Raw genomic sequence first — 20,845 nt, forward strand, 5'->3', positions numbered from 1 at the left:
GTCGGTGGGGGAAGTCTGTGGGGGAAAGTCGGTGAGAAAAGCAGGTGAGGAAACCAGAGTGAAGCAAGGATTCGACTGTCACGCCCACGTCTATCCGCAGGTGGATGAGGTCGAGGGCTCCAACTATCGTCCGTCACGGGCGGCGCCCCTGCATGAGTGGCAGGCACATCTGGAGGCATGCGAGCTTCGCGGTGGCGTGCTGGTGCAGCCGAGCTTTCTCGGCCACGACAATCGTGAGCTGCTGCGGATCCTTGGCGAACTGGGGGGAACTACCGCGGAGTGGTGCAGCTTCCCAAGGAGGCTAGCCTGACCGAGATGCAGCTGCTCGATGCGGCCGGCATTGTCGGCGTGCGCTGGAATCTCATCGAACGACGCCGCGAACTTCCCGACCTTGAGGATCCGCAATGGATCGATTTCCTAGATCGACTGAAGGCGCTGGATTGGCACCTGGAGCTGCACCTCGAAGGAGATCGCCTGCCCGAGCTCTTCCCCGCGCTGCACGAGCACGGCGTCACCCTGGTGGTCGATCACCTGGGCCTGCCCGTGGAGGCCGACCCCGCCGCCGATGCCGGTTTCCGCCTGTTGCTGGAAGCCGGCCGGTACGGCCGCACCTGGGTCAAGCTGTCGGCGCCTTACCGTTCCCCGGTGCGCGACCTGCGGCCCCATGTGGGCGAGATGTTGAAGGAGCTGGGGCGCGAGCGGCTGGTGTGGGGCAGCGACTGGCCCTGGACCCGCCATGAAGGCAAGCACGGTTACCGGGATACCTTCGACTGGCTGGCCGACTGGGTCCGCGACGACGACGACCGGCGCGTGATCCTGAACGACTCTCCACGAGAGCTGTTTCGCCTCGATTGACAGAGAGCAGCGAGAACGCGTCGGTCTACAAGATCTCCAGATCGGGAATGTGCAGGATGCCGTCGTCCATGGCGTCGTCGTCGAGTTCGCGAATGACCTGGTAGATCTTGGCCACATGGCGCAGGGTTTCCCGCGGAATGTAACCGCCGGCCCGTTCGCGATGGAGGGTTCGCGCCAGCCAGATGAAGCGGATGATGGGGATGCCTTTCTCCTTGGCCTGCTCGATCAGTGCCAGGGCATCCTCGTCCACTCCCTTGCAGACGATGCGTGGCAAGGGGTGGTCTCGGGACGGTAGTAGAGCCCGACGGCGAAGTGCGTGGGGTTGACCACCAGGGCGTCGGCCTCTTCCAGCTCCGGCTTGGGCCGGGATCCCCGGGCCGGGCCGCCGCTCGTGGCGAGTTCACGGGCCAGCGAGCGGCGGTAGCCCTTGGTGTGTGGGTCGCCCTCGGTGCTCTTGTACTCCTGCTTGATGTCGTCCTTGCTCATCTTCAGGCTCTTGAGGTGGAAATACTTCTGCATGCCGAAGTCGAGGACGGCCAGCACCAGCAGGACCAGCAGGCAGGTTCTTTCGATCTTGACGAACAGCAGGGCGATGGCGTGCCAGGCGGTGTCGAGATCGGTCAGCGGCAGCTTCGCCAGGGTCTGTAGGGCCGGGGGCAACAACAGCGAGAGAATGATGGCAAGGATGATGGCCTTGGTCAGGCTGTTGAGCAGTTCGAACAGCTTCTTGCCGGAAAACATGTTCTTCAATTGCGGGAAGGGGTTGAGCTTGTTGAAGTCGATCTTCAAGGCTTCCGGTGCGAACAGGAAGCCGAACTGGAGCCAACTGCCCAGCAGGCGCATGATCACGGCCAGGCCGAGCGCCATGGCGATCATCGAGACGGCGATGGTGAGGCATTGGACCACCACCGCCTGGAGGGCGTACTCGAAGGGTTGATCCAGTTGGCCCAGCGGCGTGGCCACTAGGTCCTGCATGTTGCCCATACCGGTTTCCACCATGGCCAGTACGACCTCAAGCAGCGCCGCGACGATCAGCAGCTTGGGTACGTCCTGGCTCTGGCCGACCTGGCCCTTCTTGCGCGCGTCGCGCAGTTTCTTGGGCGTCGGCTTTTCGGTCTTTTCCCCCATGGCGAGGCTCCCGGTCGTGGATCCTGAGTGTTGCCCTCATGGGCTCTCGAACAGTAGCCGCAGGGTGTGCTGGAAGCCGATCCACTGCAGATTGCGCTCTTCTGCGAGGTAGAACAGCATCGGCAGGTAGAGAATCAGAAAACCGAGGCCGACCAGGCATTTGAGGGCATGGAGAGGATGTAGGCCTGCAACTGGGGGCTGTACAGGCTGAGAATGGCCATGCCGAACTCGATGAACAGCAGCAGCGCGACCAGTGGTGCGGCGTAGAGCACCATGTCGGTGAAGGTCTTGGCGAGCAGCGCAAGATAGACGTCCAGGCCATCGGGCGCCGGCACCGGGAACCATTGGGTGGGCGGCCAGACCAGGTAGCTGTCCCAGATCACCTGCAGCATGGACAGAAAGATACCCGAGGTCACCATCAGCACGATCAGTGCCTGCTTGAGCAGGAACCCCAGCGGGGTGAAGTCCTGGCCGAGGCTGGGGTTGAGCTGGCCCCCCATCAGCGCGCCGCGCTGGTTCTCGAACAGGCTGCCCACCGACTCGAACAGCCAGAACGGCATCGACAGCAGAGCGCCGAGCAGCATGCCGATGGCGGCCTCCTTGAAATAGAGGGCGAACAGGGTCCACCAGGAATCGTCGCTGGGCAGGGCCGCATGGATGCCGGGCGATACCACCAGGGCCAAAATGGCAAGGATGGCATAGCGCAGCATGCCCTTGAGCTCATGAAAGGAGAACAGCGGCAGCAACAGCAGGCAGGGATAGAGCCGCGCCATGGCCAGGGTGATGGCCAGGACCCAGTCGGCGAGATGCTCAACTCCTTGAAAGGGCATCTCAGTGCCTCGTGGTGGCGATCAGGGTGAAGATCTGGGAAACGAACTGGATCGTTTCCACCCCGATCCAGCGCCCGGTCAGGGCCAGGGTGATGCCGACCCCGACCAGCTTGATGGCGAAGGGCAGGGTCTGGTCCTGAACCTGCAGCAGGGCCTGCAGCAGCGAGACGATCACGCCGGTGATCACCGCCACCAGCAGCGGCGGTGCCGACAGCATCACCACCAGTACCATGCCTTGCTTGAACAGGGTCAGGGCATCCATGGGCGTTATCTTCCTTACGGGTGACCGCAGCGCCTGGGGCGTCAGATCACGTAGGTGTAGAACAGGGCGTCGAGCAGGCGACTCCAGCCATCGACCAGCACGAACAGCAGGATCTTGAGCGGCAACGAGATGGTCATGGGCGAGACCATCTGCATGCCCAGTGCCAGCAGCAGGTTCGAGACGATGAGGTCGATGACGATGAACGGGATGTAGATCAGAAAGCCGATCTGCAGGCCGGCCTGTAGCTCCGAGAGCATGAAGGCGGGGATGACGATCAGCAGATCGTCCTTGTCGACCTGCTCCGACATCTCCCTGGGCCAGAGCTGGACGGTGTTGCCCATCAGGTGGGTCTGGACGTCGGGATTGGCGTTGTGCGCCATGAACCGTTGCAGCGGGCCGACCAGGTGGTTGACGCTGGTCTGCATGTTGTCCAGGGAGCTGAAGTCGGGGGCGTCTCCTTCACCAGCTGGCCGATTTCCTGCATCACCGGCGCCATGACGAACAGGGTCGCGGCCAGGGCGATGCCGTAGATGGCCATGTTCGGCGGCACCTGCTGAACGCCCATGGCGTTGCGGGTAATCATCAGCACCATGGAGATCTTGAGGAAGGCGCTGCACACGATCAGCAGAATGGGCAGCAGCGACAGCCCGCCCAGGAAGAGGGCGAAAATCAGCGGATCGACCTGGCCCAGGTTCATGGGGCGTCATCCGTGCCGGGATCGTCGAAGGGCCTCACAGGCAGGAGAATCTGCGTCAACTGCACGCCGAGCCGTCCCTCCACGTCCACCAGTTCGCCCCGCGCGATGGGGCGTTGGCGATGGTAGAGGGTGGCGTGGCCCGGCGCCTCTCCGGCGGCGACCAGGACGCTGCCCTCCTCGAGTTGCGCCAGCTCCGCGAGGCTCAGGGAGATCTCGCCGGCTTGCAGGGAGAGGGTGAGCCGGGTATGCGGGGAGGCCGTTTCCGTATCGGCGTGCGCGAGGCCGGTGTCCATATCGTAATCGTCGTGCATCAGGGGATCGTCTTCAGCCGTGGTGTGCAGATGAGTGACCCGGTAAGCGTTCCGGGTTCCGTCATCCTGGTAATGAAGCTGCAAGCGGGCGCCGGCCAGTTGCGCGATACCCTCGCCGGCGACGGAAAACAGCGGCTGGGTGGCGATGAGCACGTCGCCGAGACCGAGCTGCATGACCTCGTCCCGCGCGAGCTGAAGCCAGCCCAGGCGCAGTGGCGTCCTGATCGTCAGCCTGTCGGTATCGAGATACGAGACAACCCGCCATGGTGCCCGGCCGAGCAGACGCTCGAGAGTGGCGTCCGCCAGGGCCAGTGGCAGGTGGCCGCCGTGCTCGCCGAAGCGCCAGGCGAGGCGATAGGGCCGCAGGCCCGCGTGCGCCTCGTCCCGGGGCGGCGCGAGGGGCCGGAGATGGCCGAACAGCCGGCGGAAGCCCGGGAGCAGGTGCTGGTCGTAGAGGGCCGCGTACCAGGCCTGTTCGTCGCCATCGGCTGACGCCGTCACGAAGGGGACGTCGGAGAGCTGGTTGAGCAGGGCTTCCGCGTCGGAGGCGTCGAGGGCGATCATGCCCGCCGCCGTGTCGAGTGCGAGCCAGTCGCCGCTTGGCTTCTGCTCTTGCTTGGGGGCTCGGTGCAGGGCCAGGTAGCCCACGCTGTACTCTTTGCCGGTGCAGTGGAACACCTTGCCGCGCCCGAGCCGCCGGGAGGCCAGCGCCTCGTCGGCGCCGACGCGGCGCAGCCGCCGTAGATAGCTAGTCGTCACGCTCATCCTCCCCGCGCAGGTGCAGGCCCAGTACCACCGGGCGGCCCAGGCGCTGGCCAAGGCGATCGGCAAGATGAGCGTGCTGGCGGCGTGCATGGGCCCGGGCGGGGCTTGCAGAAAGGTGAGGTCGATATGCCACTCATCCCGGTGCAGGCCAGCGCTCAATTGAACCTCGCCGAGCCGGGGGAGCAGCAGAGTGCACTCGATGGCTCGACCGCACGCCCCGAGCCGCTCGCCTACCTGCTCCTCCAACCGCTCAAGCGGTGGTGTATCGCTCTGTTGATACAGGAAAGCGCTGGGCTTGGCGGTGGAGGGGCGAGTCTCGCCATGGGCCGTCGTCGGGGCATGGCACTCCACCGGCATGGTGGGCATGAGCAGGCTGTCGAACAGCGCCACGTCCGCGCTGACGATGCCGTCCGTAGCACTCTTTCGCGGGAATGCTTCCCTCGCGGGCTCGCCACCTCCGGGGCTGGTGTGAGCGGTTGCGGTCTGCGCTTCCGCGCTGGACAGGGAACGGTTCACGCTTCCTCCTCGAGCCGTTGCATGAGCAGGCTCAGGCGCTCGCTGTCGCGCTGCTGCTGCTCCACGTCACGCTTCGCTTCCACCACGTGCCGCTCCTGCTCCTCCAGCGCCTGCTTGAGCCGGTTCAGATCGTGCTCGAGGGTGGCAATGGCATGCCTGAGCCGCTGCTCTTCCTCCATCCACGCCTTGAGCGATGCGTGATCGATGCTGCGCGATTGATGATCGTCGGCCAGTTCGCCGCGGCGCTGCTGGTTGAGTTGCCGGCGCTGCTCGCACTCGGTCTCCCGGTCGCGGAGCTTTTCCTGCAGCTCGGCCAGCGTCTGGCGCGCCCGGCGCCAACGGCGCTCGGCCATCAGTTGGCGATGGGCGCGGATCGGAACGAGCTGTGCCAGGCTGGATCTGAGTCGCTGCGACTCGGCATCGGAGGAGCACGGTTCGTCGAACGGGTGGTTACGCTGGCGCATGGGCACTCAACTGGTCGAGCCATTGCTGGGAGTGTTCGTAGGGGGTCGGGTCGCGCATCTCCTGGCGCAGGAAGCGGTTGATCTCCTCCTGGAGGGTCACGGCAGTGTCGGTCAGGGGATCGTGACCCTGTTCGTACTCGCCCAGGCGAATCAGCATTTCCACCTCCTGATAGGCCGCCAGCAAGTGGCGCAGCTGGCCGGCGGCCCGCAGTTGGTCCCGTGTGGCGACATTGGCCATGGTGCGGCTGATGCTGCCGAGCACGTCGATGGCGGGGTAGTGGTTCTTCTCCGCCAGCTTGCGCGACAGGATGATGTGGCCGTCGAGCAGGGAGCGCACCTCGTCGGCGACCGGATCACCGGCGATCACGTCGCCCTCGATCAGCACGGTGTAAAGCGCGGTGATGGAGCCCGCGCCCTCCATGTTGCCCGCTCGCTCGACCAGGCGCGGCAGCATGGTGTAGACCGAGGGCGGGAAGCCGCCGCGCCCGGGCGGCTCGCCCGCCGCCAGGCCGATCTCGCGCTGCGCGCGGGCGAAGCGGGTCAGCGAGTCGATGAGCAGCAACACCCGCTTGCCCTGGGCGCGAAAGCCCTCGGCGATGGCGGTGGCGGTCGAGGCGGCGCGGGCGCGCTCCATGCTGGTCCTGTCGGAGGTAGCGCAGACCAGCACGGAGCGTTCGCGCAGCGCCTCGTCCAGTTCGTGATCGAGGAATTCCCGCAGCTCCCGGCCGCGCTCGCCGATCAGGCCGAACACGATGACATCGCAGGGCATGTTGCGCGCCAGCTCCGCCAGCAGGGTGGTCTTGCCACAGCCGGCACCGGCGAAGAGGCCAAGACGCTGGCCTTCGCCGATGGTCAGCATGGCATCGATGGCGCGCACGCCGCTGGGCATGGGCTGGCTGATGCGGGGGCGCTGGGTGGGATCCAGGGCATCGGCAATGACCGGAAAGGTTTGCCCGCTGCGCGCCAGGGTGAAGGCTTCGCCTGGCCCTTGCAGGCCGCGGCCGAAACCGTCCAGCACACAGCCCAGCAGCCCTTCGCCGATATGAATGCGATGCTCCTGGAAGTATGGCGTGATGGTTGCACCCGCCTCGATGCCATCGAGCGCACCCAGCGCCGACAGCAGGGTGGAGCGGGCGCTGAAGCCGACCACTTCCGCCAGCACCGGCTTGCCCCGCTGGCCTTCGATGGCGCAGAGATCGCCGATGCGGGCGAACGGCAGCCGGCCCTCCACCAGGATGCCGTTGACCTGGGTGACTCGGCCTTCGATGGCAACGGGGCGGAAGGCCGCCAGGCGTGCCAGGTGCCGGTCCCGCCAGCGTGCCAGGGCAGCGGCACCCACTACCAGGCGACCTCGTAATCCTGGTGGCCCTTGAACACCACCTTGTGATCGTCGATGGCCACCAGGCGCAGGCCGTCCAGCTCGTCGCCGACGAACAGGCGTTGGCCGTCCTGGGTGATGACGCTGCCCATGGGACCCGAGGTGATTTGCGCGATCTCGAAGGGCAGCGTTCGGGACAGGGCGGAGATTTGATTGTCGACCGGCAAGGAGGTGCTGAAGCGCTGCTGGAAGCGTGTGAGCATCCGCTCTACCAGTTCCTGTTCCTGGCGCAGCAGGGCGCCTTCGAGCACGATACGCTGGTCCTGGACCTCGACCCGGACTCTATCGTCCAGCTCGCGATCGGCCAGCATCCTGCGCAGCTGTCGTTCGACGGCATCGGCGGTGGCCAGGACCAGCTTGCCTTCCGCGACCTGGGGAACCGGCGCGGGCTCCACTGTCGGTTGGGGAGACAAAGTGGCCCAGGTGCTGGTGGCAACGATGGCGGCGGCGCTGAGAAAACCGAGGAAGAAGGGCAGTGCGGAGCGCTTCGGCGCCGATGGTGCACTGGTGGTAGGCGATGGTGCCGGCGGCTCGGCCCTGGCTTCTTCTTCGTCGTCGCTGGCCAGGGCGTCGCGGCATCGACGACGGTCAGCCAGATGCCGTTGAGGGCGAAGGCCGTGTTGGGGCCTAGGGCGGCCAAGGCATCGCTGCGGTGGCCCTCGGCGTCGGTGATCTTGCCCTGGATGCCGGTGAGCGCCCAACCGTCCTGTCGCCACTCGAGGCGGCAGTGGTGTGGCTTGATGCCCGGGTCGAACAGTACGAGGTCGGCGTTCTCATCGGCACCGATCGACCACTGTTCGCCGATCAGTGGCAGGGCGGCGCCGCGATGCAGGCCGGTCAGCACGCGTAATTCGTACATGGTGTGGAGCCCTTGGTGATGATGGAGTGCTTTCCAGAGTGTTTGCGTCAACCGCTGAGTGGCTGTGCCGGCTGGAGCAGTTCCCGCTTTCATGTCATGTCAGCGAAATACGCCCCAGCACGTTGATTTGCGAGGTGCTCTGCAATTCGGAGAAGGACAGCACCGGCACATGGTTGAACTCGTCCTGCAGGAGGTTGCGCAGGATGCGGCGCAGATCCTGGGCGACCAGCAGGATCGGCTTGGGGGTGGCCAGCACGGGGAAGGCCTCGCGCAGCTGCTGCACCAGCAGGTGGCTGGCTTCCTGGGACAGCGCGAAGAAGGACTCGGTCTGGGTCTGGCGCAGGGAGTCGCGTAGCAACTCTTCGGCTTCCGGCGTCAGCAGCCATACGTGCAGGCCGGAAGGGGTGCCGTACTCGTGGCATATCTGCGCCTTGAGACTGATGCGGATGTAGTCGGTCAGGGCGCCGACATCCCGTTCGTACTGGCCATGCTCGATCAGGGCCTCGGCGATGGGGCGGATGGCGCGCAGCGGAATGCTCTCGGCGGCCAGGCGTTGGAGTACGGCGGCGAATCGCGGGGTTGGCACCACCCGCTGCAGCTCCTGGGCCAGTTCGGGCTGCTCCATCTCGATCCAGCCGAGGATCGCCTTGGCCTCCTGCAGGCCGATGAATTGGGGGCCGGTGGCGAAGAACAGGCGTTGCAGGCGTTCGATCACCAGGTCCACGGCGGCGACCGGGGCCATCTCCTCCTCCCGGGCGAGGGGTGGTCGGCGGGAAACCAGACCCAGCGCTCCTCGTCGCGCTCCGGGGTGCCCGGCTGCCCCTGCGCGGCTTGCTCGTCGGTGAGCCGGCCGCGTTCGATGGCCACCCGGTTTGGTGCATAGGTCGCCTTCAGAGCCGGTACCTCATAGACGCAGAAGCGGAATTCATCCTCGGCCAGTGCATCGCTGTAGTCGATGTGGAACGAGGGCAGGGTAACGCCGTACTGGTCGACGATGCGGTTGCGACAGCGCCTCGCCAGGCGAATCAGTTCGACGGTCACCGGGTCGTCGGGGGTGCTGCGACAGGGCGGGAACTGCAACAGGTAGGCCCGCGCCGGATTGAAGCGGCGGATATCCTCGTCTCCATTGAGCTCCGGCGGAATATCGGAGGGGCGCCGGCTGGCCTCCTGGAGTTGCCGGAGCTTGTGCGCCTTGAACAACTGGAACAGGCCACTGGCCAGCGACAGGCTGGCGAGGACCAGGAAAATCGCAGTCGGCATGCCGGGCAGCAGGGCGAAGCCCACCATGCCCAGGGAGGCGATGATCCAGGCCTTGGGCTGGCTGGTGATCTGCTCCGCCATCTCGCGGCCGATGTTGGCGTCCAGGGCCTGATTGTCCGGCGCCACGCGGGTGATGATCATGCCGGCGGTCAGCGAAATGAGCAGCGCGGGAATCTGGGCGATCAGTCCATCGCCGATGGTCAGCACCGAGAACAGGTACATCGACTCCGAGGCGCTCATGTCATGCTGCAGGGTACCCACGGCGAAGCCACCGATCAGGTTGATGGAGACGATCACCAGGCCGGCGATGGCGTCGCCCTTGACGAACTTCATGGCGCCGTCCATGGCGCCGAACAGTTGGCTCTCCTTGCCCAACTGCTCGCGGCGGCGGCGCGCTTCGCGGGCGTCGATCAACTCGGCGCGCAGGTCGCTGTCGATGGACATCTGCTTGCCGGGCATGGCGTCCAGGGTGAAGCGTGCCGCCACCTCGGCCACGCGCTCCGAGCCCTTGGTGATCACCAGGAAGTTCACCACCGTCAGGATCAGGAAAATCACCAGGCCCACGGCCAGGTTGCCGCCGACGACGAAGTTGCCGAAGGCCTCGACGATGTTGCCGGCGTCCTGCTCCAGCAGGATCAGGCGGGTGGTGGAGATGGACAGCGCCAGGCGGAACATGGTGGTCAGCAGCAGCACCGCCGGAAAGGAGGAGAAGGCCAGGGGGCCGGGCAGGTACATGGCCAGGGCGATCAGCAATGACGAAAGGCTGATGTTGATGGCGATCAGCACATCCACCAATCCCGTCGGGAGTGGGATGATCATCATGAACACGATGGCGATGACGAAGACTGCGCCCACCACCTCGGAGCGCTTCATGGCGCTGATGGCGATACGGTTCAGCACGAGAAACAGCTGGTGCATCAGGAGGTCCGCTCAGTGGCCGTGCCGGCCGGGGTGGTCATTTGTTGCCGCTCGTACTGGGCAAACTCCGTCATGACGCGCAGCAGGAGATTGAGAGTGCTCTGGCGGGACTTGCCATCCTTCCAGATGGGTAGGGGCAGCTGCTGCATCAAGGGGTAGATCGCATTGAGGAACCATGACTGGTCCAGGGCGTCGTCGCCGACGGCGTCCTCGCCGAGGGTCTTGATCTCCCGCGGGTAGATGGTGGCTTGGGTGAAGTCCAGCAGACGGCGGGTCAGGCGCGGGGCGGACATCCGAGGCGCCAGGCGGCGCGCAGCAAGCCTTTCCAGCAGCTCGCGGCTGCCATTGAGGATGTTGATGAGCTGCTGGCTGGCGGTCAGGTCGCGCAACAGGGCGCGCAACTGCCCGGCGGGTAGCGAGGGGAAGGCCGATGACAGGTCATCGGAGATGGCGCGCATCAAGGTATGGATGCCCTGGCCGAAGCGCTGCTCGTCGAATTGACTCAACAGGCCATCGAAGAGCGTGGCCAATGAGGCCTGGCCGACGATGCTGCGATAGTAGAGCCTGCGCATGTGCTGCAACTGCTGCGGATCCCGGCTGAACAGCGCCAACGCTTCCGCGGTGTTGATGCCTGCCTGCACCTCGGCGCCATGTTCGTCGTGCAGCTCCTGCATCGCTTGCTGCAGGTGGCTTGTTACGCCATCGCTGCCCTGGCCCCGCGCCCGTTGCAGTGCATGCTGCGCGAGCACCTCCGCCTTGGCCGGATCGCCATCGGCCAGTTCCAGCAGCTGCCCCAGCGACACCTGTTGCTGGCCCATGGCCAGCAGCCGTCGAACTTCCCTGTCCAGCCGGTCGTCGTCGCCGTTCAGCAGGGTGTAGAGGGCCTGCAATTTCTCGACGCGCAGCAGCGTGCGGGGCCGCACGGACCGTTCCTCCAGGGATTTGCTCCGCCGTTCCACGCTCTCGCTGAACTTCGTGGCGATCTCCTCCGCGGCATCGGCCAGGTCGTCCGCCGGCGAGGGGGCCTTGGTGGCGCTGGCCGGGCCGGCTTGGGACGGCGCCGGGGTGCGGAAGGCATCCGGTTTCGTGACTTCGATCTTGGGTGTGACGTGCATGGGCTGACGGTCGCTGAGGTGATGATTCATGAGTGGCGATGAAAGAGGTAGGGTTCCATCGGCATGGAAATGAAGGCGCAACCTTACGGAGCCGGTGAGGAACTCTTTTACGCACTGGCGCCACCCAAGGGCGTGGGAGTTTGGTGTTGTGGCTTCGTTTAGGTGATTTCAAATGAAACTTGATGGATGTCAGATGCAGCGGTTTTTTGCTTTTCAAAATGTCTCACAAAATGTAAAGCATGATGTAAAAAATGACGTTAAGAATCGAGAGGAAGAACCCATAAAGCAGTGGTCTGCGCTCCCGGTTGGAATACCACCACCCTATGGGGGATGCTTTAGTAGAAGTAAAAGAGCAAAAGATTCAGGTGATGCGGGGACGGCTGGAAATGATAATGCGGGCTTTCGTTTGCATCATGTTCCTTATGTGTCTCAGGAGAATGAAGCAATGGGATGCTGGTATGCATGTGTGAGAATGTTGGGCCATAGTATCAGCAGTGGGCCCCGCTTAGGTCTTCCTGACCTTTATGGCCCTTCTGGACCCAATGGTCTTGAAAGAAGAGAAATTCCCCGCCTGATGGAAAATGAAAACCTGGCTGCAGTTAATCTACCTGATTCAAAAGAGTTTTCTTTGAAGGAGCTTGGCGATATTTTGTATCGGCATGGGCCGGTTATTTTTGGTTGGAATACGCCAGGAAATAGCAGACATATGTCTGTTCTTACAGGTCTTGATAAGCCAAATGATAGAATCATTTTTCATGATCCCAAACGGGGTCCTGATCTAACTATGCCGTTGGACTATTTTAATGAACGTCTGGCTTGGGATACTCCTTTTGCGATGTTATACAGCAAGAGCTAAACAGCCGCCCCGTGGGTTTTGTCGAAGGGGCTGGTAGACGTTCGATACCGATGCTGGCTCCGAACGCCCTGTGTGGCGCCCCATTAGACCGATGCTGCCCTACCCACGGTGCAAGGCAAGTAGATGAAGCTGGGCTGCATCAGCCAAGGAGCGGCGGTGTCACTTGATCAGGTTGTGAGCCAGGGCATAGCGCACGATCTCGGTATGGCTGCTGAAGCTCATCTTGTGCATCAGCCTGAACTTGTGGGTGCTGACGGTCTTGTTGCTGATGCTGAGTTCGTCGGCGATCTCGTTGACGCTCATGCCCCTGGCCAACAGACAGAGGACGAGAAACTCGCGCTTGGAAAGTGTCTCGTGCCTCGGGGCGTCGATGGCTTCGTCATAGTCGAAGGCCAATTTCTCTGCCACGTCGGATTGGATATAGCGGCCGCCTCTGGCCAGTCGCCGGATGGCGGTGATCAGGGTGTCGGCATCGCAATCCTTGCTTAGGTAGCCGCGTGCGCCGGCGCGGATGATGCGCCTGGCGACCTGGGTCTCGTTGTGCATGCTGAGGATCAGGATCGGCAAGGCAGGATGGCGGTCGAGCAGGGTTTCGATCAACGGAATGCCACTGAGGCCGGGCATCAGAATGTCGAGAATCAGGACATCGGGGCACTGGGTTTCTAGAAGATTCAGCAGGTGGTCGCCATCGGCGGCTTCATCGCTCAACTCGACATCGTCATAGAGGGAAAGAAGCTGTTTGATGCCCTCGCGCACGATGGCGTGATCATCCGTAATCAGCACGCGAATTTTCATTCATCCTCCTTCGTTTCGATGTGTGTGCCGGGTATGTGGAGTTCGATATAGGTTCCCCGTCCGGGGGCGCTGAATAGCTGCAATTCTCCACCGATCATGATGGCTCTCTCCTTGATACCGACCAGGCCAAAGGATTCCTTGTAGTGACCCTTGGTATCGAAGCCACTACCGTTGTCGCGAATGCCCAAAAGGACATGGGTCTCCAGTTCGTGCAGCATGAGATGCACTTGGGTGGCGTGGGCATGCTTGATGATATTGGTCAGGGACTCTTGCACGATACGGAATACCGCGATGGCCACTTCTTCCGTGAGACAGAGGTCGGAACCGTCCAGGATCAGGCGGCATTCGCACCCCGGGTTGCGCTGCTTGAAGTCTTCGACCAGCCACTCCAAGGCGGCAATGAAGCCCATGTCGAGAGCGCTGGGACGCAGGCGCGAGACCAGGTTGCGGGCATAGGCGATGGTATGATGCAGCTGCGTGTGGATCCGGTCGAGCTGGGCCTGGAGCTGTGGGGTGCACTTTTCGTAGCGTATCCGCATGCTCTGGATCTCCATGTTCAGCGCCGTCAGCTGCTGGCCCAACTCGTCGTGTACTTCGCGGGCGATGTGCTTGCGCTCGGCCTCGCGGGTACGTTCCCGGTGTGCCACCAGTTCCCGCAACTGGGTTCGGGAGCGTTCCAGATCCTGGCGGAAGCGCTTGAGCAGCGTGATGTCTCGGCCAATGGCCAACACGCTGACGATACGGCCATGGCTGTCGCGCTCTGGAACCAGATTGATCAGCGTGCAGGCAGGGCTCTCATAGGAGTTCCAAGTCAGCTCGAATTCCACTCTTTGGCCGGTGGCGATGACCTCATCGATCTTGTCCTGGTAGAGTCTGCCTTCCTCACCTCCCGGATACTCCAGAGGCGTTGAGTTCATGATCACCAGTGCCATGCTGCCCGCCATCCTGATGATCTTGGGATTGATGTAGTTGCGACGCCCATCCAGCTCATGGCGGCAAATGATGTCGGAGAGTTTTCCACCAGGGTGCGGAATTCCTCCTCCCGTTTTCTCAAGGCGCGCTCCGCTCTCCAGCGTCGAGCGTAATCGCGACCTATGCAAAGTACGCTGGCCACCTGGCCGTGGCTATCGAACTCCGGGATCAGATGTAATTCGTAGTAATACTCATTGTCATCAGTACTCCAGTTGACATCCAGTTCATTGCATTCCCCGCTCTGTGCCGTTTCATGAATCTTGTCGAACAGCGTCTCGGCATTTTTCCCGACCAGCGGGCCATCCAGTGGTGTCTTGTAGAGAACATCCTCAATGGACTTGGCGCGAGCCATCTTGAGGTAGGCACTGTTGGCGTAGGTACGTCGTCCCTCGAGATCGTAGCGGATCACTATGTCGCGGGAATGTTCCACCAGTGCCCTGAATTCCTGTTCCTTCAACAGGTTGGCGACTTCCTGGCTCTTTTTTGCAGTGATGTCGCGAGATAGCGAAGCGATACGATAGACTTCGCCGCGGTCATTGAAGATCGGGAAGACGGTGGTGTCGAAATAATGAGATATACCATTGATGATGACTGGATTTTCGTAATGATAGGGTTGCCGCGTCTTCACGCATTCTAGCTTGTGTCTGTGGCAAATTTCAGCCTGTTCTGGTGAAAGAAAACTGTCGAGAAATAGTCCAATCAGTTGTTCGGAAGGCAGTCCGAGTCGTTGCGAGACTGCCTTGTTGATATCGACGATGCGTAACCTTTTGTCGGGTGTGATATCCAGCAATAAGAAGTCATCGGTCAGGTCGTTGAACACTCTCCTGTATTGCTGCTCGATCTCGCTGCGCTGCTGCTCGGCCTGAAGAGAACGACGGCGCTGCTCCTCTCGTTTACGCTCGGAAATGTCGCGAAAATAGCCGGCCGAAAGAATTTTTCCTTGATGGTCGAAGTGGTTGACGATCACTTCCACTGGTACGCGTCGGCCATCCGGCAGGTGGTGCTCGGTTTCGAAGGTTCTGGTCTTGCTGTGCTGCAACTGGGCGTGCAGCTCGTTCAGTCGGCTGATGCTGTACGACGGGTCGATATCGGTGGGCCGCCATTGCATCACCTGTTCACGCGGAACGCCGAAATGCTTGCATGCCGCTTCGTTGACCAGCACGAAGCGGAAGTCCTGGTCGGGATCGGTGACGAAGATGGCAGGTTCGATGGTCGATTCGATCAGCGCGCGTAGCAGGCTGTTCTCGTGACGCAGTGCATCAGGATCGGCGTCGGATGAGCTGGATAGGAGTGCGTGTAGGTTTTTCATCTCAAACCAAGGTCTAATGACTAGTAACCTGTTGTATTGGTGTATGAAGTACCTAGGTGTAACGTTTAAGTTAATGGTTTGATCTAACCAGTGCCAGCGATGATGCGTAAACAGTGTCATTCCATTCTGACAGGCATACTAAAAGCCCATGGCAACGCCGCGAGCACATCCTAGCGAATTTCCCTGAGAGTTCTGGCCGTACATTCCGGGGCATGGCGTGGGCATGAAGAAAAAATGCACATGACCCGGAACCGGATGTGGGGGAGCGCCACTCAAGCGGTGAGGCACAGCAGTGTGCCCAAGAGCAACCCTTACGGTCTAGTCTATTAGTGAAGAGAGGTGAAGAGTATGTTGGGTAGTCTTCTCGGTATCGGTGGTGGTGCGGCCCTGGAAGCTTCTAAGGCAGCGATGGGTATGCTGGATCAGACTGCGGCACAGACAACCTTGATGAATGCCAAGGCTTCGTCGGAAAAAATGGTGACGGATACCATCAACGGTATCGCCGATGGCTATGTCGATTCTGCCACCAAGGCCAGCAATGCCGCGACGTCGAGCGCTAAGTCGATCAGCTTCTAATCCATATCATCTATGTCATGAATGGCAGGAGAGCGCAAGGCTTGAACTCCTGCCATTCATGGTCATGCCTGGGAGGGTGTCCGGGATCGAGGGTGATCGCGGATGCTGTCTTCCAACTCTCGAGGAGAGATGTGAATGGTCAATGCAACTCTGACGATTAGCCTTCCACTGGAGAATACCGGTGGTCTAGCGCAGATCGGTGGCGATGGCGGTGGTGCGGTGACGCAGCCCAGAGGAGGGCAGGGCGGGGGTGGCATCGGTGATTTGGTCGACCTGCTGGCTGACGCTCTGATGCAGGCACTGTTCCAGAAGACGGGGGATGGCGCCACCTTCGACGATTCCGGTAGCAACCCATTGATGGAGATGGTCGCTAAGTTCATGGATCAGAATCCGTCCCGCTATGGTGGCCCGCATGATGCTACGGGCAACGTCAATAGCTGGCAGGATGAGCTGAAGGAGGACAACTACTTCAATAAGGAGGAACTGGCGGATTTCGGGCAGGGCTTGAGGGATGCCCTGACCAGCGTGCTGGAGGGTAGTCTGCTGCAGATGTTGGGAGGAGTGCTTAGTTCCATTGGCAATGCCATCAGCGGTCTCGGTGGGATGGGTGGTGGAATGGCAGGCGGTGCCATGGGCGGTATTGGCGGTGGCATGGTAGGTGGTGCGTTGGGCGATGCCCTGGGTTCCGGCGTGGGCGGTGCCGTTGGCAGTCTGGGCAATCAGATCGGTGCCGGGTTCGGTGGCGGTATGCCGAGAGACCTGAGTCCGATGGGACAGGCGGGCTTCATGACCGGCGGCAGCTTTGTCAGCCATATAGGCAAGACCGCAGTCGACAGCATTGGCATCGAGCAGACAGGATTCCGCTTCTCCGAGATGGACATCAATGGCGGTCAGCGTTTTTCCATTGGCGCTGGAGACAAGGAGATGGCCAAGGAAATTGGTAAATACATGGACCAGAACCCGAAAAATATGGGCCCGTGCCTCAGAACGGTGGCTGGGCCGGCCGTATCGAGCAGGGCAAGGACTTCAATCAGGGTGAGATGGAGCGCTTCAAGCAGGCGATGAGTGACGTCAAGGGAGTGATGGACGGCAAGAGCACCGGCAATCCGCAAACCGATCTGGATGCCATGCTGCTCTCCAACAACCTCTTCAGCCAGGCCATGCACAAGATCGCGGCCTGATTGCCGATGCCTGGCGGTTCGCTTGGCCGCCGATGCATAGCGGGCCTTGCTGCACCAGTGCCCGCTTTTCCTCCCTTCTCTACCGGAAGACTATCCGCTGCGGGTGTAGTGATGTCCATCGATCGGATTCAAAAAACTAGCCTGTCCGGTGAATGGGCAGGCCAACACGGCGCGGTGCGTTCCGTTGAGCGGACGCCCGAGCGCGGCGACGTACAGTGGTTCAGCGCGGCCGTTCAACCTACCGAGAGAGCGGCCGATAGCAATGTCGCCGAACGCATCGTGGGCCAGCTCGCGGGCTCCTCGGAACATCTGCAGCAGCTCTCGGACAAGGCCGACCGCGCCTTGCGCAAGGCGTCGAAATCCAACGACCCCCAGGACGTGATCCAGGCCAGTCGTTCTCTGTCTTCCTTCTATCTGGAAAGCATGCTGACCACCAAGCTGATCAGCAAGGGCACCCAGGCCATCGAGAAATTGACCAATCTGCAGTGAGGGAAAGTCATGCTGCGCTACCTGGCACGACTGGTGCTGCTGGGAGCCGTGCTGCTGCTGGTCGGTTGTCAGCAGTCGGTAGAGTTGCACCGCCATCTGAGCGAGAGCGATGCCAACGAGGTGATCGCCGAGCTGGCTGCCTGGCATATCGGGGCGAAGAAGCGCATCGACAAGGACGGTGTCTCCGTGTCAGTCGACGCCCCGGAGATGGCTCGCGCCGTACGGATTCTGGAGGCCGCCGGCCTTCCGCGTCAGCCGCGTGCCAACATGGGTGATGTGTTCCGCAAGGAAGGCGTTATCTCCTCGCCCCTAGAGGAGCGTGCCCGTTACATCTATGCCCTTTCGCAGGAACTCGAATCGACCCTGGCGCAGATCAACGGTGTGCTGGTGGCGCGGGCTCATGTCGTGCTGCCGGAGCGAGTCGCGCCAGGGGAACCGGTGCAGCCGGCTTCGACGGCCGTGTTCATCAAGCATCGCGCCGATCTCGATCCGATGTGATCCGGCCGCGGGTCGAGCGGCTGGTGCTCAGCAGCATTCCGGGACTGGCCGAAGAGCCGGACAAGCTGGCGGTCGTGTTCGTTCCTGCCGAGGCGTATCTCGAACAACAGCAACTGGTAAGGCTTGGGCCCTTCCTGATACCTGGCGAGTCGTTACGCTTCTGGCGCTGGTGCCTGATCACTGGTGGCCTGCTGTTGGCACTGTTGCTGATGGCATTGCTGGTGGTGTTGTGCCTGTGGTTCAAGCCGAATGGCGCGCCGTATTGCCGGGCAAGGCCAGGCCGGCTTCGGCATCCGGCTCACCCACGGCGAGTGAATGACGTTCGCTGGAGCAGGCGCCGGTATGGATTCTCCCCGGGGCTCACCCTTGAACATCGACGATCCGCGTCTGATCGAATGGCTGCGCTTCTGGCAATGTCCCTGGGTGGGCATGGATGTCAGTTGGCGCGACACCTTGCGGCCCGGGACCGATCACGGGCTCGAGGATGCCTGGCAGAGCATGCCGCCCACGCTGCTGCGTCGGCGCTTGTATCTCGAGGAAGAGGTGCCCCCAATGCCGGGCGAGGCGTTGCTGCACTGGCATGCGCTGTCGCCCCAAGAGCGGGTCCGGGTGCTACGGCTGGCCGCCGAGGTGGCGGTGCGCGATATCGCCACCCCGTTGCTGGCGGCCGAAGAGCGGGCGTGGTGCCGCCGCCTGGCCAGGGCGCTGATGCCGGGGAACTGGCCGGTAGCCTATCCGCCTGGGCTTACGGCGGAACCGCTGGGCCTTGCCATGCTGCGGAAGTGGCTGCCGGCGGCGGCCTGGGCCCGAGTCCGGCTGCATTACCATCGCGCGCTGGTCGAGGCGGGGGATGCCCGACGCTGGACGGGATCCCGGCCGCGCGCCTCGACCAGCTCTGGCACGCCGTGCTGTGGCGCGTGACCGCGCAGCGTCCTGACGCTTGATCACTCCCCTTCCACGTTGCCCGAAAAAACCGTACCAGGAGACGTCGCGCTTATGTTCGTCACTCGCCGGATCGACCTGAATGGTGCCCAGGAGCTGGCCCTCGGGGCGTTGATCAAGGCCGAACGGCTGGAGCTGTGTCTTACCGTCGAACGGATACTGGCCAGGGCTAAAGAGCAGGCAGAGGAACTGATGGCCGATGCCGAGCAGCAGGCGCAACGGCGACTCGATGCAGCACAGCAGCGAGCTGTGGAAGTGGTCGAGCAGGCGCGCCGGGAAACCGAGCAGCGGGTATGGCAGGAGGCCGAGGCTCTGCTCGATGGACTGCGCCGGGCGGAGCAGGAGCTTTGGGCAGAGGTCGAGCGGCACGCCGAGCAGGTATTGCAGGCGGCCTTGACGGCCCTGCTGGGAGACATCGACTCACGCCAGCGCATCCAAGTGCTGGTAAGACGGCTGGTCGAGGCTCAGCGGGAGCCGGCGAGCGCCACTCTGTATTGCTCCCCGAGCAGCAGGAGTGCGTGCGGACGGTCGTGGAGGACGAGCATCTCTTCCGCTGGCGGGTCCTGCCGGATCCCCGGCTGACGAATGATCAGTTGATGCTGGAAACCGACGCCGGCGTGTTCCGTTGCTCCTGGTCGGCTATTGCCGGTGCGCTGTCTGGCGCTGTGGACGAAGCCGGCGATGGCCAGGGAACCGAAGGCCGATAACGGCCACCCATGGAGTGGCAAGGAAACACTACACAAATGGCTGCGCGCGCGAATCACTGCGTTGCGTGGAATTGATTCTGGAGGGGATATGCCTTCGGTGGACTCCGTACGTCATCGGCTCGATAGGCAGTTCGAGCTCACGCAGAAAAACATGGACAAGATCGCCACCAACCTCGAAGACGCGTCGCTGGACGATATCTATGCCTTCAATTCGGCCTTGCAGCAGCACGCCACCGCCAGCTGGGCGGTGGGCCAGGAGCTGCAGGTCAAGCACAACCTGGCCAAGGCCATCATCAACGAGATCCGCTGACATGGCATCTCATGGGGCCCTGGAGGAGGGGCTGGTGCGCTGGCTGGGAGCGAGCGAGGCGGAGCTGCGGCTGGAGATCGATCATCGTACCTGCCTGGTGGGCAAGCAGGATGGCGGCATTCGCTGCGTCTTCGAACTGGGCGTCTCCAGTCGCGATCCTGGCTTCGCGACGAGCCTTTTGCTGCGCCTTGCTGCGCTCAGCGGCCTACGCTTTCCCGGCGCGCTGGCCATCGATCCAGCAGACGGGCAGTGCGTATTGGTGAGATGGGTACCTTGCGTGGGCCAAGAGTCGCAGGATTGCGCCGCTTTGCTGCCCCTGTTGGAGGGAATGGCCAATCAGGCCGAGGTGTGGTGCGACTTGCTTGGCCATTATCGGTCGCGAGGGCAGGGCCAGTCCCGCGCTATCCAGTCTACCGTCGCCGGGCTTCCGCTTGGCCTGTCATTGCGGTTTTCGCCTTGAGGCAAACAACATGAGTGTTGCGCGTCGACTTGCCATGTGGATGGCTGTTTGCGTTTTCTGCTGGAGCGGAGCGGTGTCGGCGGCCGTCCCCGCGTCCTGGAAGAATACCTCCTTCGCCTATGATGCCCACGACACTCCCTTGGCGGAGGCGCTGATGGACTTCGCCCGCACCTTTGGGGTCACGCTGGAGATCGAAGGGGTATCGGGAGCCGTCAATGGCCGGTTGCGGGCGAACAGCGCCGAGGAGTATCTGGACCGGCTGGCCCTGGAGCATCACTTCCTGTGGTTCGTCTACAACGGCACGCTCTACGTCAGTCCAAGGGAGGCGCAGTCCACCGTGAGCCTCGAGGTCTCGGAGGATGCGATACCGATCTCAGGGAGGCGTTGAACCA

The 20,845-nt window shown here is 62.5% G+C and carries 27 protein-coding genes and 2 pseudogenes; 13 read left to right on the top strand and 16 right to left on the bottom strand.

Annotated features, from left to right (window positions below; genetic code table 11):
* Positions 1–58: 58 nt before the first annotated feature.
* Both EKK97_RS24555 and EKK97_RS09700 read left to right on the top strand, forming a co-directional pair.
* Positions 59–310 (top strand): hypothetical protein, encoded by a 252-nt coding sequence (locus EKK97_RS24555; protein WP_236551422.1) that lies wholly within the window; start codon positions 59–61, stop codon positions 308–310.
* Positions 280–855, top strand: a complete 576-nt coding sequence (locus EKK97_RS09700) for an amidohydrolase family protein (RefSeq protein WP_236551423.1) — start codon at positions 280–282, stop codon at positions 853–855. Before EKK97_RS24555 ends, EKK97_RS09700 begins: the two co-directional genes overlap by 31 nt.
* 25 nt (positions 856–880) lie before the next feature.
* Here the strand turns inward: EKK97_RS09700 and sctU are convergent.
* The 9 genes and pseudogenes from sctU to EKK97_RS09740 form a co-directional block, all read right to left on the bottom strand.
* Positions 881–1,983 (bottom strand): annotated as a pseudogene (gene sctU, locus EKK97_RS09705) (type III secretion system export apparatus subunit SctU).
* A 134-nt stretch (positions 1,984–2,117) separates the two neighbouring features.
* Positions 2,118–2,813 (bottom strand): type III secretion system export apparatus subunit SctT, encoded by a 696-nt coding sequence (gene sctT / locus EKK97_RS09710; protein ID WP_201297054.1) that lies wholly within the window; start codon positions 2,811–2,813, stop codon positions 2,118–2,120.
* Position 2,814: 1 nt separating this feature from the next.
* Complete coding sequence (sctS, locus tag EKK97_RS09715; protein ID WP_159551470.1) at positions 2,815–3,075, bottom strand: type III secretion system export apparatus subunit SctS; 261 nt, start codon at positions 3,073–3,075, stop codon at positions 2,815–2,817.
* Between the two features lie 41 nt (positions 3,076–3,116).
* A complete protein-coding gene (locus EKK97_RS23710) occupies positions 3,117–3,500 on the bottom strand; it encodes a hypothetical protein (protein ID WP_201297055.1) in 384 nt (127 codons plus the stop codon).
* A complete protein-coding gene (locus EKK97_RS25375; RefSeq protein ID WP_201297056.1) occupies positions 3,416–3,772 on the bottom strand; it encodes a hypothetical protein in 357 nt (118 codons plus the stop codon). The genes EKK97_RS23710 and EKK97_RS25375 overlap by 85 nt, the downstream gene beginning before the upstream one ends.
* On the bottom strand, positions 3,769–5,364 hold the full coding sequence (locus EKK97_RS09725) for a FliM/FliN family flagellar motor switch protein (RefSeq protein WP_159551472.1): 1,596 nt from the start codon (positions 5,362–5,364) through the stop codon (positions 3,769–3,771). The genes EKK97_RS25375 and EKK97_RS09725 overlap by 4 nt, the downstream gene beginning before the upstream one ends.
* Entirely contained in the window at positions 5,361–5,828 is a 468-nt protein-coding gene (locus EKK97_RS09730; protein ID WP_159551474.1) for a hypothetical protein, read from the bottom strand. Before EKK97_RS09730 ends, EKK97_RS09725 begins: the two co-directional genes overlap by 4 nt.
* A complete protein-coding gene (locus tag EKK97_RS09735; RefSeq protein WP_201297057.1) occupies positions 5,815–7,167 on the bottom strand; it encodes a FliI/YscN family ATPase in 1,353 nt (450 codons plus the stop codon). The genes EKK97_RS09730 and EKK97_RS09735 overlap by 14 nt, the downstream gene beginning before the upstream one ends.
* A complete protein-coding gene (locus tag EKK97_RS09740; protein ID WP_159551476.1) occupies positions 7,167–7,601 on the bottom strand; it encodes an EscD/YscD/HrpQ family type III secretion system periplasmic domain-containing protein in 435 nt (144 codons plus the stop codon). The genes EKK97_RS09735 and EKK97_RS09740 overlap by 1 nt, the downstream gene beginning before the upstream one ends.
* Before the next feature lie 19 nt (positions 7,602–7,620).
* Between EKK97_RS09740 and EKK97_RS23720 the strand changes: the two genes are divergently transcribed.
* Entirely contained in the window at positions 7,621–7,812 is a 192-nt protein-coding gene (locus EKK97_RS23720) for a hypothetical protein (RefSeq protein ID WP_201297163.1), read from the top strand.
* A gap of 28 nt (positions 7,813–7,840) precedes the next feature.
* On the opposite strand, the pseudogene EKK97_RS26100 reads toward EKK97_RS23720, so the two are convergent.
* From EKK97_RS26100 to sctW, 4 genes and pseudogenes are all read right to left on the bottom strand, one after another.
* A pseudogene (locus EKK97_RS26100) lies at positions 7,841–8,158 on the bottom strand (FHA domain-containing protein); the annotation flags it as partial.
* Position 8,159: 1 nt separating this feature from the next.
* A complete protein-coding gene (locus EKK97_RS25380; RefSeq protein WP_201297058.1) occupies positions 8,160–8,807 on the bottom strand; it encodes an FHIPEP family type III secretion protein in 648 nt (215 codons plus the stop codon).
* Positions 8,777–10,243: an FHIPEP family type III secretion protein gene (locus EKK97_RS25385; RefSeq protein ID WP_201297059.1), complete on the bottom strand. Its 1,467-nt coding sequence runs from the start codon at positions 10,241–10,243 to the stop codon at positions 8,777–8,779. Before EKK97_RS25385 ends, EKK97_RS25380 begins: the two co-directional genes overlap by 31 nt.
* The gene (gene sctW / locus EKK97_RS09755) at positions 10,243–11,358 is read right to left on the bottom strand and encodes a type III secretion system gatekeeper subunit SctW (protein WP_159551478.1); all 1,116 of its coding nucleotides are present in this window, start codon (positions 11,356–11,358) and stop codon (positions 10,243–10,245) included. Before sctW ends, EKK97_RS25385 begins: the two co-directional genes overlap by 1 nt.
* A gap of 172 nt (positions 11,359–11,530) precedes the next feature.
* Between sctW and EKK97_RS09760 the strand changes: the two genes are divergently transcribed.
* The gene (locus tag EKK97_RS09760; protein WP_201297060.1) at positions 11,531–12,214 is read left to right on the top strand and encodes a papain-like cysteine protease family protein; all 684 of its coding nucleotides are present in this window, start codon (positions 11,531–11,533) and stop codon (positions 12,212–12,214) included.
* A 159-nt stretch (positions 12,215–12,373) separates the two neighbouring features.
* Here the strand turns inward: EKK97_RS09760 and EKK97_RS09765 are convergent, their stop codons facing one another.
* Genes EKK97_RS09765 through EKK97_RS09775 form a run of 3 tightly spaced genes read right to left on the bottom strand, consistent with a single transcriptional unit; the run spans position 12,374 to position 15,290 of the window.
* A complete protein-coding gene (locus EKK97_RS09765) occupies positions 12,374–13,009 on the bottom strand; it encodes a response regulator transcription factor (RefSeq protein WP_159551480.1) in 636 nt (211 codons plus the stop codon).
* Complete coding sequence (locus tag EKK97_RS09770; RefSeq protein WP_236551450.1) at positions 13,006–14,043, bottom strand: PAS domain-containing sensor histidine kinase; 1,038 nt, start codon at positions 14,041–14,043, stop codon at positions 13,006–13,008. Before EKK97_RS09770 ends, EKK97_RS09765 begins: the two co-directional genes overlap by 4 nt.
* Positions 13,929–15,290, bottom strand: coding sequence for a PAS domain-containing protein (locus tag EKK97_RS09775; protein ID WP_159551485.1), 1,362 nt, complete (start codon positions 15,288–15,290; stop codon positions 13,929–13,931). Before EKK97_RS09775 ends, EKK97_RS09770 begins: the two co-directional genes overlap by 115 nt.
* Before the next feature lie 348 nt (positions 15,291–15,638).
* Here EKK97_RS09775 and EKK97_RS09780 point away from each other — a divergent pair, with 348 nt between their 5' ends.
* From EKK97_RS09780 to EKK97_RS09815, 9 genes are all read left to right on the top strand, one after another.
* Positions 15,639–15,866, top strand: coding sequence for a type III secretion system major pilin HrpA (locus tag EKK97_RS09780; RefSeq protein ID WP_201297061.1), 228 nt, complete (start codon positions 15,639–15,641; stop codon positions 15,864–15,866).
* A 135-nt stretch (positions 15,867–16,001) separates the two neighbouring features.
* The gene (locus EKK97_RS09785; RefSeq protein ID WP_159551487.1) at positions 16,002–16,931 is read left to right on the top strand and encodes a hypothetical protein; all 930 of its coding nucleotides are present in this window, start codon (positions 16,002–16,004) and stop codon (positions 16,929–16,931) included.
* Between the two features lie 227 nt (positions 16,932–17,158).
* On the top strand, positions 17,159–17,536 hold the full coding sequence (sctI, locus tag EKK97_RS09790; RefSeq protein WP_159551489.1) for a type III secretion system inner rod subunit SctI: 378 nt from the start codon (positions 17,159–17,161) through the stop codon (positions 17,534–17,536).
* 9 nt (positions 17,537–17,545) lie between these two features.
* Positions 17,546–18,034 carry a type III secretion system inner membrane ring lipoprotein SctJ gene (gene sctJ / locus EKK97_RS23735; protein ID WP_201297062.1) on the top strand — a complete coding sequence of 163 codons (489 nt, stop codon included), beginning with the start codon at positions 17,546–17,548 and terminating at the stop codon, positions 18,032–18,034.
* Positions 18,035–18,376: 342 nt separating this feature from the next.
* On the top strand, positions 18,377–18,955 hold the full coding sequence (locus EKK97_RS23740) for a hypothetical protein (RefSeq protein WP_201297063.1): 579 nt from the start codon (positions 18,377–18,379) through the stop codon (positions 18,953–18,955).
* Between the two features lie 75 nt (positions 18,956–19,030).
* On the top strand, positions 19,031–19,558 hold the full coding sequence (locus tag EKK97_RS09800) for an HrpE/YscL family type III secretion apparatus protein (RefSeq protein ID WP_159551491.1): 528 nt from the start codon (positions 19,031–19,033) through the stop codon (positions 19,556–19,558).
* Positions 19,559–19,771: 213 nt separating this feature from the next.
* Positions 19,772–19,993: a serine kinase gene (locus tag EKK97_RS09805; RefSeq protein WP_159555751.1), complete on the top strand. Its 222-nt coding sequence runs from the start codon at positions 19,772–19,774 to the stop codon at positions 19,991–19,993.
* Position 19,994: 1 nt separating this feature from the next.
* Entirely contained in the window at positions 19,995–20,453 is a 459-nt protein-coding gene (locus tag EKK97_RS09810; protein WP_159551493.1) for a hypothetical protein, read from the top strand.
* Positions 20,454–20,526: 73 nt separating this feature from the next.
* The gene (locus EKK97_RS09815; RefSeq protein ID WP_159551495.1) at positions 20,527–20,841 is read left to right on the top strand and encodes a hypothetical protein; all 315 of its coding nucleotides are present in this window, start codon (positions 20,527–20,529) and stop codon (positions 20,839–20,841) included.
* Positions 20,842–20,845: the final 4 nt, after the last annotated feature.

Origin of the sequence: Billgrantia tianxiuensis (genome assembly GCF_009834345.1) — a bacterium.
GTDB classification, from domain to species: domain Bacteria; phylum Pseudomonadota; class Gammaproteobacteria; order Pseudomonadales; family Halomonadaceae; genus Halomonas; species Halomonas tianxiuensis.